The sequence below is a fragment of the Alishewanella longhuensis genome, assembly GCF_014653435.1.
Lineage (GTDB): Bacteria > Pseudomonadota > Gammaproteobacteria > Enterobacterales > Alteromonadaceae > Alishewanella > Alishewanella longhuensis.
The window spans coordinates 214938-230839 of sequence record NZ_BNAO01000005.1; the positions used below are offsets into that span (position 1 = coordinate 214938).

At 48.6% G+C, this 15902-nt stretch carries 13 protein-coding genes; 7 read left to right on the forward strand and 6 right to left on the reverse strand.

The features are described 5' to 3' along the window. Window positions 1–20 precede the first annotated feature (20 nt). Window positions 21–3857: an autotransporter assembly complex protein TamB gene (gene tamB, locus IE163_RS11895; protein WP_189433190.1), complete on the forward strand. Its 3837-nt coding sequence runs from the start codon at window positions 21–23 to the stop codon at window positions 3855–3857. 127 nt (window positions 3858–3984) lie between these two features. On the opposite strand, the gene IE163_RS11900 is transcribed toward tamB, so the two are convergent. The 3 genes from IE163_RS11900 to IE163_RS11910 are packed head-to-tail and all read right to left on the reverse strand — an operon-like array spanning window position 3985 to window position 6816. Continuing rightward, window positions 3985–4767 carry a methyltransferase domain-containing protein gene (locus IE163_RS11900; protein WP_189433191.1) on the reverse strand — a complete coding sequence of 261 codons (783 nt, stop codon included), beginning with the start codon at window positions 4765–4767 and terminating at the stop codon, window positions 3985–3987. A gap of 35 nt (window positions 4768–4802) precedes the next feature. Further along, a complete protein-coding gene (locus IE163_RS11905; RefSeq protein WP_189433192.1) occupies window positions 4803–5561 on the reverse strand; it encodes a Nif3-like dinuclear metal center hexameric protein in 759 nt (252 codons plus the stop codon). Further along, window positions 5554–6816: a glycosyltransferase gene (locus IE163_RS11910; RefSeq protein WP_189433193.1), complete on the reverse strand. Its 1263-nt coding sequence runs from the start codon at window positions 6814–6816 to the stop codon at window positions 5554–5556. The genes IE163_RS11905 and IE163_RS11910 overlap by 8 nt, the downstream gene beginning before the upstream one ends. Before the next feature lie 294 nt (window positions 6817–7110). Between IE163_RS11910 and IE163_RS11915 the strand changes: the two genes are divergently transcribed. Then, entirely contained in the window at window positions 7111–7617 is a 507-nt protein-coding gene (locus IE163_RS11915) for a PRC-barrel domain-containing protein (RefSeq protein ID WP_229833547.1), read from the forward strand. A gap of 278 nt (window positions 7618–7895) precedes the next feature. On the opposite strand, the gene IE163_RS11920 is transcribed toward IE163_RS11915, so the two are convergent. Together IE163_RS11920 and IE163_RS11925 are read right to left on the reverse strand one after the other, a co-directional pair. Further along, entirely contained in the window at window positions 7896–8864 is a 969-nt protein-coding gene (locus IE163_RS11920) for a hypothetical protein (RefSeq protein ID WP_229833548.1), read from the reverse strand. 40 nt (window positions 8865–8904) lie between these two features. Further along, a complete protein-coding gene (locus tag IE163_RS11925) occupies window positions 8905–11031 on the reverse strand; it encodes a catalase (protein WP_189433194.1) in 2127 nt (708 codons plus the stop codon). Between the two features lie 306 nt (window positions 11032–11337). On the opposite strand from IE163_RS11925, the gene IE163_RS11930 reads away from it, so the two are divergent. The 4 genes from IE163_RS11930 (at window position 11338) to IE163_RS11945 (ending at window position 13946) form a co-directional block, all read left to right on the forward strand. Then, on the forward strand, window positions 11338–11532 hold the full coding sequence (locus IE163_RS11930; protein WP_189433195.1) for a hypothetical protein: 195 nt from the start codon (window positions 11338–11340) through the stop codon (window positions 11530–11532). Then, window positions 11529–11918 (forward strand): PRC-barrel domain-containing protein, encoded by a 390-nt coding sequence (locus tag IE163_RS11935; protein ID WP_189433196.1) that lies wholly within the window; start codon window positions 11529–11531, stop codon window positions 11916–11918. Before IE163_RS11930 ends, IE163_RS11935 begins: the two co-directional genes overlap by 4 nt. 446 nt (window positions 11919–12364) lie before the next feature. Continuing rightward, window positions 12365–12628 (forward strand): hypothetical protein, encoded by a 264-nt coding sequence (locus IE163_RS11940; RefSeq protein ID WP_189433197.1) that lies wholly within the window; start codon window positions 12365–12367, stop codon window positions 12626–12628. A 118-nt stretch (window positions 12629–12746) separates the two neighbouring features. Continuing rightward, on the forward strand, window positions 12747–13946 hold the full coding sequence (locus tag IE163_RS11945) for a hypothetical protein (RefSeq protein ID WP_189433198.1): 1200 nt from the start codon (window positions 12747–12749) through the stop codon (window positions 13944–13946). A gap of 111 nt (window positions 13947–14057) precedes the next feature. On the opposite strand, the gene trhA is transcribed toward IE163_RS11945, so the two are convergent. Beyond that, a complete protein-coding gene (trhA, locus tag IE163_RS11950) occupies window positions 14058–14696 on the reverse strand; it encodes a PAQR family membrane homeostasis protein TrhA (RefSeq protein WP_189433199.1) in 639 nt (212 codons plus the stop codon). 249 nt (window positions 14697–14945) lie between these two features. Between trhA and trxB the strand changes: the two genes are divergently transcribed. Continuing rightward, window positions 14946–15902: a thioredoxin-disulfide reductase gene (gene trxB, locus IE163_RS11955; RefSeq protein ID WP_189433200.1), complete on the forward strand. Its 957-nt coding sequence runs from the start codon at window positions 14946–14948 to the stop codon at window positions 15900–15902.

Below are 15902 nucleotides of genomic sequence, written 5' to 3' on the forward strand. Positions count from 1 at the left end.
ACCACCATGCCGGAGGCTCGATGCGCTTGGGTAAGTGGCTAAATCGCACCTTGTTATTACCATTGTTAGCAATTTTACTTTTGCTGACCTTATTGCTGTTTAGCCAACCAGGCTTACGCTTTAGTGTCTGGCTGGCAGAGAAACTGGTTGCTGAACTAACGATTGAACAAAGTGAAGGCGCCTGGTTAACAGGGGTGACTCTAAGTGGTATTCATTACCAAAATGAGACACTTGACGCTAAACTGGATAGCCTGTCTTTACGGCTACAAAAACGCTGCCTAATTCAGTTTCGGCTTTGCATTCCTGAATTAAAGCTAAGCGGCACTGCCATTAGCCTTACTGCTATAGACGATTCTTCGACCGATGTTTCTGCCACTGCCAACATTGAAGAGCCTGCTGTAAACCTCGAGCAGCAAGCAGAAGATGCGACGTTAGATGATACTTTGGCCGCAGTAGATCCAACAGTCCTCGCCAGCAACCTAAATCCTGGCATTTTCTTTCCTATCCCACTAAGAGTAGAGCAATTAATACTCGATGACGTAACCCTCAGCTTACCAGAGCAACAGCTGCACTGGCGGCATTTTAGTATTGGTGTGGTTGCCTGGGGTAACCGGCTGCAATTAAGCAATGGACGCTGGCAGGATATTGAACTGACGCTGGCGCCCGCCGCCGTAACCAGCTCAGAGCCGATAACGGCTTATCAGGCACCAGAACTACCCGACTTTACCCTACCCTTGTCAATTTATCTGGATGATTTCCAGCTAAGTAATTTTCGCTTTACCCAAGGTGAAAACTCCGAACAACTGGAGCGACTGACATTTAGCGCCCAATTAGCCCCGAGGCAAATACGGGTGTTAGATGCCACCGCCCTAAATGCTCTTGGCCAGTTACAGCTTGTTGCGAATGTACAGTTAGGTCGCAATTATCCATTGAATGCGCAACTGGATGCAACGCTACACGCAGGAGAGTTTGCAGGGCAACGCGCACAACTAAAGCTTGCTGGCGATCTATCGCAATTAAAAGTGGACGTGATCACCAGTGGTTTACTCAACGCCACCCTTGCTGCTGAGTTAGCCTTGCTCACCGATGACTTACCACTACAGCTCACTCTGGAAAGTAAGCAACTGCAATGGCCGTTAACTGAATCGCTGTACCAACTGAGCGACACACGTTTAACTGTTAGTGGTACTCTTAGTGCACTAATGCTGGAGTTAAACACCCGGTTTAATGGTCAGGATCTGCCTGATGCCCAGTTAAAACTAAGTGGCAGTTGGCAACACTGGCAGCAACAGGCTGAATTAACAGATCTGCTATTACAAACCCTGGGCGGGGACCTACGCGCCAAGGGCAAGGTACAGCTAGCGCCTGAGCTTAGCTGGCAACTTGGCCTGATACTTAACGATATTCAACCAGGTTTAAGCTGGCAAGACTATCCGGGCCGCCTAAGTGGCAAGCTCGACACCGCTGGCTCACTGGCTGAAAATGGCCAACTACAATTGCAACTGCCGTTATTACAACTGGTTGGCGAGCTACGTGAGCTGCCCTTTAATTTAGCGGGTAGCCTAAGTCTGGCAGGTGATACTTCAGCTGAAACGCCACAGCTGGCTAATTGGCAGATCCAAACACCCGGTTTAACACTCAGCCACGGTGAGAACCGGCTTGACCTTCGCGGCGAGTTGAATAAGCAATGGCAACTAGACGGCACTCTGAGCTTACCGGAGCTGGCAGCAAGCTATCCGGGGTTACGAGGTGCAGTGGCAGGTACAGTACAATTGCGTGGTCCGGCCCTGACGCCGGATATTGGCATAACACTGAGTGCTGAACGGCTGGCCTATCAGGAAGGGCGTTTACGTCAAGTCGAGTTGCAGGCACAAATTTCGTTGGCAGACCCCATCCAAAGCCAGATTACTCTTAGCGCCAGCCAAGGGCGCTGGCAACAACAGCGCTTACAGCAATTGGCACTTAGCCTAAATGGTACTGAGCTGGCACATCAACTGACCCTGCAAGTCACCGCCGATGAGTTTAAAGCAGATGTGGCGTTAAGCGGTGCTTTAACCGATCGCGAGCAATGGCAGGGCCAATTTACCGAATTTGCGTTTCAAACTCCGATTGGTTTATGGCAATTGGCTGCGCCGTTAAGACTTAGTGCCAGCCTACCGCAACAAAGCCTAACCCTAGCACAACATTGCTGGCAACAAGCCCCGGCTACGCTCTGTTTGACAGAAGATAGCACCCTTACTGCCGAAGCGGCCTCACTGCAACTTGCTCTAACCGATTACCAGCTAGCCGAGTTAAACACCTTGTTACCCTATCAATCGACACTGCAGGGCGATTTAGCGGTACAACTTAGCCTGGACTGGCAACATGGCATAGCCCCCAGTGCAGCAGTGACAGTGAAAGGCAGCAAGGGTGCCTTTACCCAACAGCTTGATGTACCTGTAACTTTAAGTTGGGCAGATTTTTTACTTAATAGCACCCTGGAGCAACACCAACTACGCAGCCAACTTGATGTCAATTTAGGGAGCCAGGGCAAATTGCATGCGCAGGCGCTGGTTTCTGATTTGGCCGAAGCGGATAAGCCGCTTCGAGCCGAGATCCAGTTGGAGCAGCTGACATTAGACTTTTTAAAACCACTACTGGATGAATACAGCGAACTGGCTGGTACCCTGTCTAGCCAACTGAGTGTTAACGGCACTCTGGCCAATCCAACACTGCAAGGTGAAATAAGGCTCGATGCGTTAAAAGTAAGAGGTAAACTAGCACCAACCGATATCGAGCAAGCCGACTTAGTAGTAAACTTTATTGGCGAGCAAGCGACCTTAACCGGCCAGGTAAAAACGCCTGAAGGTGCCATAGCGCTAACCGGCGATGCCAATTGGCAAGATCTTGATAACTGGCGCGCCGCCATGCAAATAAAAGGGGACGAGCTAAAATTGCAGATCCCACAGGCAGTGCTCTTTGTTAAACCCGATCTGCAAATTAATGCCCAACCCGGTCGCAGCCGAATCAGCGGTATAGTGCAAATACCCAGAGCCAATATTACTGTTGATAGCCTGCCGCAAAATGCGGTTGGCTTGTCGGCAGATCAGATTCTACTCAACCGCCGGCTTCAGCCAATTAGCGTAGCGCAAGCAAATACCTTTGCCATCGAAACGGATATTAGAGTGCGTTTAGGTCAGCAAGTGCGCTTATCTGCCTTTGGTTTAAAAACCCGCCTCAATGGTGAATTGCGTGTACAGCAACAACAAATAAACCCCACTGTCCGGGGTGAAGTGACCTTACAGGATGGTACCTTTCGGGCTTATGGTCAGGATCTATTAATCCGTCAGGGTAAAATGACCTTTAGTGGCCCGGCCGATCAACCTTTTTTAAATGTCGAAGCCATTCGTAACCCTGCCAATATGGAAGACGATGTGATTGCCGGTATTCGCGTTACAGGGCCAGCAGACGAGCCGTTGATTAGCATTTTTTCCGAACCATCAAAACCGCAAGCCAATGCGTTATCATACTTAATTATGGGCCGGGATTTGGACAGTGAATCAGGCAGTGCCGCCAACAGTGTTACCACCAGCCTGATAGGGATGAGCATCGCTTCCAGTGGCCGCCTGGTCGGAGAAATTGGTGAAGCCTTTGGCGTCAGTGATTTAACACTAGACACTGAAGGCGCGGGTGATAATTCACAGGTTACGGTAAGTGGCTATTTAACCCGCGACTTACAGCTAAAATACGGTATTGGCATTTTCCAACCGATAGGCCAATTTACCCTACGCTATCGACTAATGAGAAGTCTATTTCTGGAAGCCGTTTCTGGGATGGATAATGCGGTAGACTTACTTTATAAATTTGAGTTTGACTAGCAAACCGACGCAACGGCAGTTTGCTGTCAAAGCAGCTTGTAGTATAGTCACCAAGCTTACTACGATAAATGCTTAGCACTATGCACTCTGCAACATTTGCTTTGGCTGCCTCGGCAGCCATTTTTGTTTAAATTGGTTCAGCTCTTAGTAACAAATGTGTGTAACGCCCCAATGAGGCATAAGGCTCTTGCCGGTTATATTGCAGCTCTAACGCCTCCAGCTCAGTGTAGTGGCTTTGTTGCTGTTCTCTATCGCGCAAATAATCATGAAAACAGCGCACCCCGGTTTTACCGAGCAAGCTAAAACCGGCCTGTCGACACCAATCAAGCACCTCGTTACTGACTAAGGGGTGCTGTGGATTTAAGCGCACTGGCTTCTTCACCCGCATATCGGCGTTAACATAATCGAAATTACCGTAGAGTATATTGCTAAAACGGTGGGCCTCTTTATTGTAAAACATTAGCGATAATACCCCGCCAGGCGCCACCCATTGCTTTAATGCGGTAATGGCAGCTTGTGGGTCAGCCAGCCACTCCAGTACGGCATGGCACAGTACCAACGGGTAGTTCTTACCAGCAAGTTGCTCATGCAATTGCTGTAACGGACTCTGAATAAAGCTAAGCTGTGCCAGCAGCCCTTGTGCCAGCGCCTCTGTTTTAGCAATTTGCAGCATTTCGCCAGAGATATCGTTAAGTACCACCTGATGCCCGAGCGCAGCCAGTTGCAATGCCAATTGCCCTTGGCCACCGCCAACATCCAGTAAAGCAGACGGGCGAGCTAACTGTGGCAGTTCCAACAAGTCGCGCATTAACACCGCCTGGCGAATTTTGCCCTTAGTGGTGTTATAGATATTTTGCGAAAAGCGCCCAGCTAAGCTATCAAAATTACGATCGGTTAAACCATCACGCATAAGGTGTCTCTGCTCATCAACATCATGAATGCTTGTTAGGCCGGATTGGCAATATCAACAAAATGCACTTTCAGCCCCAGTTCGCTGGCTAAATACTCTCCCAACGCTTTTATACCATAGCGCTCAGTGGCATGATGCCCCGCTGCGATAAAGTGAATGCCGAGCTCCCGCGCGACATGAATGGTTTGCTCGGACACTTCGCCCGTGACAAACAATTGCACTCCCGCCGCCGCGGCCTGTTCGATATAGCCCTGACCACCACCGGTACACCAGGCAATGTTTTGCACCAGACCGATACTGGCATCTTCCACCAATACCGCGCGTCCTAATGCCTGGCTTAACCGCTCAGCAATAGCCGCTAGAAGCATTGCACTTGGCAAACGGCCTTGCTGTAGCACACCTAACGGCTCTGCACTTAACACGGGTTCAACTTGTTGCACGCCTAAGATCTTGCCCAACTGAGCATTATTACCAAGCTCAGCGTGTACATCCAGTGGCAAATGATAGGCCAGCAAATTAATATCATGTTGCAATAAAAGCGCTAACCGGCGCTTTTTCATACCCACCACCGGCATGGCTTCGTTTTTCCAAAAATAACCATGGTGCACTAAGACGGCATCAGCATGCAGTGCTACCGCCTGCTCCAACAGCGCCTGACTGGCCGTCACACCAGTAACTATAGTACGGATCTGCGCTTTTCCTTCTACCTGCAAGCCATTGGGGCAATAATCTTTAACGCGGCCGCTATTAAGGGTTTCATCAATAAAGTTAACAAGTTGCTGGCGTTCAATCATGACTGTTCCTATTTTTGGCGGCAATCCACTGTCCCATATAGCGGGTACTGCGATACGCATGTGATTGTAACATCTGACCGGTAAAATTGCTGTGGCGTCGAGTATTACGCGCAACCGGACTTTCGGTTAGCAAGAACTGTAACTGCTGCCACACCTGACAGGCCTGATCTTCGCTAAAGCGTTCAGTTAAAATGCGGTAGCCTTGTTGCTGTGCGGCTTGCCAGGCAGACTCATCCCGATAGAGCGCGCAGGCTGCAGCTGCAAACGCCTCCGCGTTATCAGCAATAGCACCGGCCCAATGGCTTGAATTATCGTTAATCGACATACCTTCAGCACCGACAGTCGTGGTAATGCTGGGCGTACCGCATTGCATCGCCTCTAATAGCTTACCTTTTAAGCCCGCACCAAACTGCAAGGGTGCCAGGCAAAGCCTGGCTTGCTGCATAACGACTACCGCATCTTCGGCCCAGCCTTTGACCAAAAAGCCTTCACGGGCATTATTTAGCGCTGTAGCCTTAGGAGGTGGATAAGCACCATAAATATGCAGCTCCGCTTTAGGTAACTGCTTGCGGATCAGCGGCCAGATCTGCTGCTTTAACCATAATACGGCCTGCCAATTCGGTGCATGGCGAAAATTGCCAATGCTAATAAAATGGTCCCGCGCAGCAAAGTCTGGCACCTGCGCATAAGGGCCTCGTTGCCAAAAGGGGCAATAACAAAGCAAGTGAGCTGGGATCTGATAATGCTGCTGTAACAGCTGCATTTCGTAACTAGAGATGACTAAAGTAAGATCACAGCGATAAATGGCCGCCACTTCGCGATAGGCCAAATCGTTATTTAGCCGCTCGACGGCAACGGCTGTGGCGACAAGGTGGCTGTCGGCTTTAACGGCTTCATGCCGGGCATGGCGCAGTGCATGCACATCTTCCATATCCAGAATACGTAATGCCTCTGGGCAGGCCTCGGCGACGCGCCAGCCAAACTGCTCTTCTAACATAAAGCGATCGAACATCACGGCTTGCGGTGCCAGCGTTTGCAGCCATTGCTGAAAACTGTCGCAATTAAGCACAATGCTCTGCTCCGCTACCCCGATACTGGGTAAATCAAAACGATGCGGGCTTTTTTCTGCAGCACTGGCAAAGATCACCTGATAGCCTTGCGCTTGAAACAGCCGAATTAAACTGAGCATGCGGCTACCCGCCGCAGAGGATGCGGGCTCTGGCCAAACATAACCTATTACTACCAATAACGGCATGCGCTCTCCATTTATAAAAAGCGCTTATTTTAGCTGGTTTAACGATAAATAGCATGGTTAACCCAGCAAGTGCCGCACTGGATTTTACAAAATCCAAAAAACACTTGCCAAGGCCGGCTAAGTGCGTCAGCGAACCGACCACAGTCTCAACACCTTATAACGTAAAAATGCATCCTGGATCCTATAAGTTTGGCGATTCAGCTACTCCCTCTTGTAACCATAGGAGCACTATGCTGATGACACGATTAGCCCGGACATCTTGTCCAGCGATCAATTGATTTAAGGGATACCAACATGAAAAAGCTAAATTCGTTTTTATTATACGGTCTGGTTACGCCAGCTCTAGCCCTGGGTGCTGGTGCAGCCTTTGCTCAACAATCACCCCAGCCTAAAACGACACAAAATGAGCAAAATCCTCAGCACGCTAAACCTGCTGAGCAACAAGCAAACTCAGCACTACAAAAAACACGAGAGCAATCTCGCATGCAAAACCAGAGTTATCTGGCCTCGGCACCCGCAAATGGCTCACACGCCACTAAACTGATTGGGACTGACGTAAAAACCAGCACTAATGAAGACATTGGCTCGGTGAGTGATCTGATCATTGATAGCAACGGTCAAATTCTGGCTATTGTCGTTGGTGTTGGTGGATTCTTAGGTATGGGCGAGAAAGACGTGGCGATCAGTTGGAGTAATGTCACAAAAACAGGCTCTGGTGATGATCAACAATTGCAAATTAACGGCACTCGAGATGATTTAGTTCAGCGCCTAAATTTGAAAAACGGGATTAATTTCCGGTAGTCTTTTTTATTGCAACAGCTAATTCAGCGTTATTTCTAATAGCATAGTGGCATAAATGAACGGCGGAGGCTTTGGCCCCGCCGTTTTCTTTAGTACAATCTTAAAAACTGCCTTTTTTGAAAAAGGATTAAAACAGCAATGCAACTAAGATAATAATGGGGATAGGGACCCCAAGAATAAACAGTAATATTGAACGCATAGCAAACTCCTTGCAAAGGTCATTAAGTTACAAACGTCTTCCGATTACACATCTCTAAAGAGTAATAATAAAGGGCGTATTAAGCATCTCGTTGGCGTCCACCGAATACCGCCATTAAACTCGCAGTGAAAGCACCGAGCAGCAAGGTGACAGTCATCCAAAGTGCGGCTAACGCAGAGGCTTTTCGGGCCGTATCCGCAACTTCACGGGCAGAGATTTCCAGCGCCTCTAGCGCAGCTTGAACGTTGTTAAACCCCTCTGTTACCCGCTGTTCAGCGGCTTGCTGGCTCAGTGTAGTGCGCTGCGCAATAAGCTGGCCAAGATAACGTCTATCTTCTTCTGGTAAAGGCCCCGCACTGATTGCCTGCGTAAAGATCCGTATTACCTCCGCAGTCGGAACGTCCGCAACTTCCGGACGACTTGCAGAGGCTTGCATTGCAGTTGCTTGTTGCGTGCCTGCAGGTTCACTACGAAACAACGAATCAACAAAATACTCGATGGTATCGCTGGGTTTTGTTGTGTTACTGCCATTTTCGGCAGCACCGGCAGTAGCATTTGCCACTGTACCGAGGGTACTTGCCGCCCCACTGACCACTGCGCCACCAGCGTGCGCACCGCTACTGACTATAGAACCTACAACCGACACTAATACTAACGCTGTGACTAATGAAGCAACTGCCCAGGTGAGAAAACCATGCGCAGTATCACGAAAGTACACTTCATCAATGTGGGTTGCGATCCACCTAGTACGCAGGCGCCCAGCCAAGTATCCGCCCATTCCGGACGCGGCAACCTGGGTAAAACTTAACCACAAAATGGCTGAGAACCCGATGGTAGCCGCACTAACCCCTTGCATACTCCAGGGAGATACTGCAGAAAATCCCAGTCCGGTACCAAGGATTACCAGTAGCAGTGATAAGGCAGCTGCCCCAGCTGCACCAGCAAGGATCGCCGCCCAGGATACGGCACTGCCCCCCGTTGCATCATGTATGTTTGCCGTAGAATGGCCCATCCCTGTGGTATTTGACACGGTATTTAGTTCTGACATAGCTATCTCCATAATGTTAAGGTACTTTACTAAGCCGCAATTAAGATGCGGATTTGAGCATTTCGTCGCGTTGATTTTTTGCTCGGGTCGGGTGGCGATGCGCGGCGATAGCTTTGATAAAGGCTGAGGCAATTTCGGCAGCGTCGGTACTTTCTGCCAGTAAGATACTTTTATCTTTGTCCGTTGTAGGTTCAATGCCTGCCATATCCAGCAGCTCCTGCCCGGCACTAAAAGCCAGGATGGCTTTACCGTGGCGAAAGGCATCTTTAATAAAAGGCATGGTATCCACGTTATCAGCCAGTGCCTGTATTGCCTCGCTGCCATCAGGTAACACCAATGCATCAAATAGCACTGATGGCGAGTTCTGCATCGACTTATTCGCGGTAATGTCTGCACCGTTAGCGCCCGTGAACAGACCAATCCTTGGTCCGACAAAGTGCACAACCGCACCGGCATCAACTAACGCGGTACTTAGCGTAACGAGGGAAGCGTGGTGTACGCCATGCTCAACTAAGATGGCAACTTGTCGGGTGCGAATGCCGCACTCACCTGGTAGCGCCATTAAAGACAATGGCAGTGAAACCGTTATTTCTGGTGCTACCGGATCTCTGCATACCTTAGGCATCGCCAGTGGCACGGCCATGCCTAAGCCTGCCGCAACGTCGGCCGCCAGCTCAGGTGACACGTTAACGAGCGAAGACACCATGCGCTGCCGAATGTCGGCTACTGCAACCATGCTTAATTCAAAAGCAAAAGCTGCGGCGATATGCTTTTTCTCTACCGCAGTTTGGCTGTTAAAGAACAAGGTTGCCTGTGCATAATGCTCATTAAACTTTTCGGGTTTACCACGTACTTTGTCTTCGGCAGTCGTCTGCGGAAATGAGGCAAAACCTGCAGCTCCGGCTTGAAATGGACAGCCTCCCGCCAGTGAGTTAGGCTCGTAAGCAACCTGCCCTGGATTGATAGCCTGCCGATGCATGCCATCACGTTGATTATTTCGTACCGCAGCCAGCGGGGCATTAACCGGAATTTCGTGAAAATTGGGGCCGCCAAGACGACTGATTTGGGTATCGACGTAGGAGTGGATCCGCCCGGCAAGTAAGGGATCATTAGAAAAATCGATGCCTGGAATAATATGCGCCGCACAAAATGCCACCTGCTCGGTTTCGGCAAAAAAGTTTTCCGGATTGCGGTTTAGCACCATCCGACCAACCGGCGTCAGCGGTACCAGTTCTTCCGGGATTAACTTGGTTGCATCAAGCACATCAAAGCTAAAGCTCTCTGCTTGCTCTTCCGTAAAAATTTGTAACCCTAGCTCCCATTCCGGAAATTCGCCTGCGGCTATGGCTTCCCACAAATCGCGCCGATGAAAATCCGGATCAGCACCGGATATTTTCACGGCCTCATCCCACACCAGTGCATGCGTACCCAGAAATGGTCGCCAATGAAACTTACAGAATACCGATGCGCCCTGCTCGTTCACCAACCGGAAGGTATGTACGCCAAAGCCCTGCATCATCCGATAACTGCGCGGTATGCCGCGATCAGACATAACCCACAGCAACATATGGGTCGACTCCGGCATTAAGGAGACGAAGTCCCAGAAGGTGTCGTGCGCGGCAGCCGCTTGCGGCATACCATGGTGTGGTTCTGGTTTGGCAGCATGAACCAGGTCAGGAAATTTGATGGCATCCTGAATAAAGAAAACCGGTATATTGTTACCTACCAGGTCCCAATTACCTTCTTCAGTATAAAATTTCACCGCAAAACCACGGGCATCGCGCGCCGTGTCTTTCGATCCCCGCTCGCCGAGCACTGTGGAAAAACGCACAAACACCGGCGTCACTTTGCCTTTCTCGGCAAACGGCGCCGCGCGGGTATGCTTAGTAAAGGCATCATAGGCTTCGAAGTAGCCGTGAGCACCTGAACCCCGGGCATGCACAATGCGCTCGGGTATCCGCTCATGGTCAAAATGGGTGATTTTTTCCCGCAGAATAAAATCTTCCAGCAGACTAGGTCCCCGTAAACCGGCTTTTAAACTGTGCTGGTTATCGCTAATCGGCACGCCTTGATTGGTTGTTAATACTTGCGATGTTGCCTCAGGAGCGGTAGCGCATTTTTCATTTAGCGCCCGTTTGGTATTAATGGGTTTCCTGGTGTTTTCCATAATGCAGCTCCGGTGAAATAAGGATTCTGAGTGGTGATGGTGTCACCAACGTCGTAGGCTTTTCTTGATTTTGCTTAGATAGCGACAGACTGTCTGTTCGATAACGCACCTTTCGGCGCACAAGGATGATTTCTGAGGTCTGTGTTGTGACGGCGACGAGATACCTGCAACAGATAATTAGCAGTAAGTTAGCTAGCGTACATACCTGCCTGCGGGCTTTAACTATCTTAGGAGCTACACCCTGCTTCGCCATACACCATGGTACGAGGCAGAACCTTAGTGAAATACGTATCTGGAGTACACATTATGGATAAGAATCAAACCAAAGGTCATTCGAACGACGATAAAAGAAAAGGTAAAGAGGTTGCTGAACATGTCAGTCAGGACAGTGCAAAGCAGGAGAAAGGCAGCAACAAAAAAGGCTACCCTGAGCAACAAAAAGGCAAAGATGGCACTGTAATTGGCGATATTAATGGCGATGCCAGAAAGGGCAAAAAATGAACTACAACACAGCACCGCCCCTAGGTGCCGTTACCACCACAACTAGCGTAGCGTCAGCAGCTTTACTGAGCGCTGCCACTATTACTGGTGACGAAGTGTGTAACAGGCAACAAGAGAAACTTGGCACATTACAGGATTTGATGCTGGATATCGGCGAGGGTAAGATCCGTTATGCGGTTTTGTCTTCCGGCGGTTTTCTGGGCATGGGAGATCGCTTGTTCGCCATTCCCTGGAACGCCCTAACGCTTGATCAGGCAAACCAGCGCTTTGTGCTTGATGTCGATGTTGCTGATCTGAAAAACGCACCGGGCTTTGACAAAGACCAGTGGCCAAATATGGCCGATCCTACCTGGAGTTCCGGTATCGATACTTACTACGCGAAGTAAGCATCAAGAAGTAACGAAATCCGACAATTCACCGGAGGTTGCACGGAGTAACCTACCCAGCATTGATGGTTAGGATAAAACGTACAAGCAAGGCCCCTCCGCAATCGCGAAAAGTGTAACGCTGGTGACAAGCCAGCGTTATCTTTAAGTCTTATTGATACAAACAAGACATCTCTGCGACATCTGCATCACGCTGTCCAGGCAGCCACCTAAAAGCCCTTGTTACAGCGTAAAACGCTTGAAATTACGAACGTTCTTTTTGAAAAAAACCTCGTTTACTTATTACAGCGCAACTAGAAATAAATTGATTAAACACAGTTTATTGACTAATGTTGCTTTTATTCACAATTTAAAAAACGTGCACGTAGTGGAACCTTGTATTTGTTCGCAACGAGACCCTTTTTGCGTCATGTTGCCAGGGATTTTATCTTCTAAAGGACTTCGAAATGGACTTTTATATTAATCACCTTAATTCAAATCAGGTAATGGCTTTTGGTTTGATGTGGAATATCTTGCCGATGCTAGGGGCACTCTTGGTGCATCTTGCGTTTAGTGCGGCAGTATTCAACGATGCAAACAAATTACAGCGGGAGCAAGGTTCTCCTGTATTGGTAAACGCCTGGCTGTGGTCTCTGGCCGTCTTAGTTGGCGGCGTCTTTGTCGCCTTAGCTTATTGGGTTATACACCACTCAACACTGGCCAGGCGTTAACTGTTAGCTTGCTCGTTATTGAGCGCACTACTTTTTTACTACGTCCGCCCCTTGCATTACTGGCGTGAGTGGCATTAACAAAACCGCTGTAATACCTAACGGATAAATTGAGGTTTTAATGAAAGCAGTAATAGGCAGCATAAAAAGATTTTGGGAACGTTATAAAGAAGAAAACCAAAATATTCAGCTAAGCGTGCCTATTATTGGCGGTTTTACTGCAAACATTCCATTAGCAGAAAAAGGAAAGATAAAACCGACGAAAGTAGGCACAGATGCGCTGGATCAGAATTCGACCTTTGTCGAGGCTAACACCGCTAGTCTGTTAAAATTTTATACTAAATATGAATCTGAAAAAGAATATAAATTTTGCCGGGCACCTTATGCCGAAACCATACCGTTGCGAAAAGGCCTAACCGGCTTTCCTTACGGAAAAAATGTTGATGATCTGCAGATTGTTTTTATCGATGCCAAGTTTAGCCTACCCCACTATCTGTTAAAACATGCCGAGCATGCCGTAGAGATCTTTAAAAAACTGAGGAAAATCCGGTTTGATGAAAAGACGGGGGAATGGCAAAACGATGATGCCATTCGTATAACCAAACTCGATTTGGCTGAAAACAAAGTTTATATTCAACCGGCTACCTATTTCGATCAGATTGCTACGAACCTAACGCTCGATTGGGCCTCAGGCTTGCTGGGCGAAGATAGTTTATTAACTATCCGGAATTATGTTGAAAAACATCAGGATGGACAACTGCCGCCATTAAGGTCCTCTATTCTTGCCAATACCTTGGGTGTTGCCGTTGTGCTGATCAATCCCGAGACACAGGATATGCTCATTCCTATTCGCGGTAATGAACAAGCCATAATGCATGGCGCTGCAGGGAAATTCCATTGTTCTGCTTCGGGAGTATTTGCCTGGAACGAAACAGATAATGATAAACACGCCTTAACCTTCGATTTCTTTATTGAAGGCATGGCCAAGGAAATAGAGAGCGAGATTGGTTTAAAACCTGAGCAGTATGAACTTATTCCGCTTGCTTTTACCAGAGAGCTGGTGCGTGGTGGCAAGCCGCAATTATTTTTTGTGGCTAAAACCAACTTAGATATCAAAACAATTCAGTCTGATATGAAGTTTGCAGAGGAGAGCTGGGAATTTATCGACCAGGACAGTCTGACAGAGGATAGCCCTTTGTACCAATATATTCAGTCTCCCTCCAACGCACCGCAAGAACTGTTTACTTATGAAGGCTGGATGGCGATAAAAATTGCAGCAGCATATTTTTACAGTACCGAGCCGCCGTTTAGCACCTGCTAAGCCAGGCTGGCATTGCACAACGCCATTGGCTGGCGTTTTCCTCTTGCGCATGTCCCGCACAGTATCCTGTCTTAGCTTGGATAAACATGACAGCAGATTTAAACACCAGTCTTACACAGGTGCCGGTAATACATACCAATACACTGCCAGGAAATGCAGCACGCTGCCACCGAGCACAAATAAGTGCCAGACAAGATGATGCATATACAGGCTTTTCCAAACATAAAAAATTACACCAAAAGAATAGCTTAATCCGCCTGCCAGCAGCAATAACAAAGCACCAGGGGCAAGGTGTTCTAGCATTGGCTTAATAGCAATCAGCACTATCCAGCCTAAACCTAAATATAAACCAAGCGATAATTTTTTATATTTCATCCCACTCAGGCATTCCAGTAACACGCCCGCTATGGCAATGGCCCATACCAGGCTAAACAACGGTATGCCCCAATGACCGCGCAAACTGACCAGCGTAAAGGGCGTATAAGTGCCGGCAATTAAAATAAAGATAGCGGCATGATCGAGCTGCCTTAGCCGGAATTTTAACTGCGGATCCTGAAAAAAATGGTACAAGCTGGAACTGCTATACAACAGCACCAGCGAACATCCATAGAGCACAGCGGCTACTCGTTGCCAATTATCCGCACCTGCGGTATGGCTTAATAATAAATAACTTCCGAGCAAGGCTAATAAGGCCCCTATACCATGGCTTACGCTATGTAACTGCTCTTCTAAACGGCTGTAATGACTCATAATGCCTTAAGGTGATGACAGAACACTGACTCATCTTACCAGCTTTTAGCCTACTACCTAGCTGCATCGGCGTAATTTACCGGTTGTTCGTCTTTATTTACAGCAAAACGCCCGCATATCCAAGTCACGGGCTTTCGCTTTAGTCGGGCTTTCCGTAGAATCTGCGCAATACCTAAGTTAAGGCGTCGCAGCGAGCGGAACTGTCGAGCCTCTTACTTATCACTTTTGTTTTAACTTTGGAGTACTCTGATGTCAGAGATCAAACACAGCAAACTGCTTATTCTGGGCTCTGGCCCGGCAGGTTACACCGCCGCGGTTTATGCCGCCCGCGCCAACTTAAACCCGGTATTATTAACCGGTATGCAGCAAGGCGGTCAGTTAACTACCACCACCGAAGTAGAAAACTGGCCTGGTGATGCTCATGGTTTAACCGGCCCGGCGTTAATGGAACGGATGCAAGCCCATGCCGAAGCCTTTAATACTGAAATTGTGTTTGATCATATTCATACCGTTAATTTGCAACAACGTCCTTTTATCCTAACCGGTGACAACGGCCAGTACAGCTGTGATGCCTTAATTATTGCAACCGGCGCATCTGCCAAGTACTTAGGCTTATCGTCTGAGCAAGCCTATAGCGGCCGCGGTGTGTCTGCCTGTGCCACCTGTGATGGTTTTTTCTACCGTAACCAAAAAGTGGCGGTAGTCGGTGGTGGTAATACGGCAGTAGAAGAAGCGCTGTACTTATCAAACATCGCTGCCGAAGTACACTTAGTACACCGTCGCGATACCTTTAAAGCAGAGAAAATTTTAATTGACCGCTTAATGGCGAAAGTCGCCAGCGGTAATATTATTTTACACACCCACCGTGAACTTGAAGAAGTGCTGGGCGATGATATGGGCGTTACCGGCGTACGCTTAAAATCTACGCAAGGTGCGCCAGCAGAAGATGTGATGCTGCAAGGCGTCTTTATCGCTATCGGCCATAAACCCAATACCGATATTTTTGCCGGTCAATTAGAAATGAACGGTGGCTACCTTAAGGTACAAAGCGGCACTGAAGGCAACGCTACCCAAACCAGTATTGCTGGCGTGTTTGCCGCTGGCGATGTGGCGGATCATATTTACCGGCAGGCGATTACCTCTGCTGGCTCTGGCTGTATGGCCGCCCTTGACGCCGAGCGTTACCTGGATGCGTTAGCTAAATAA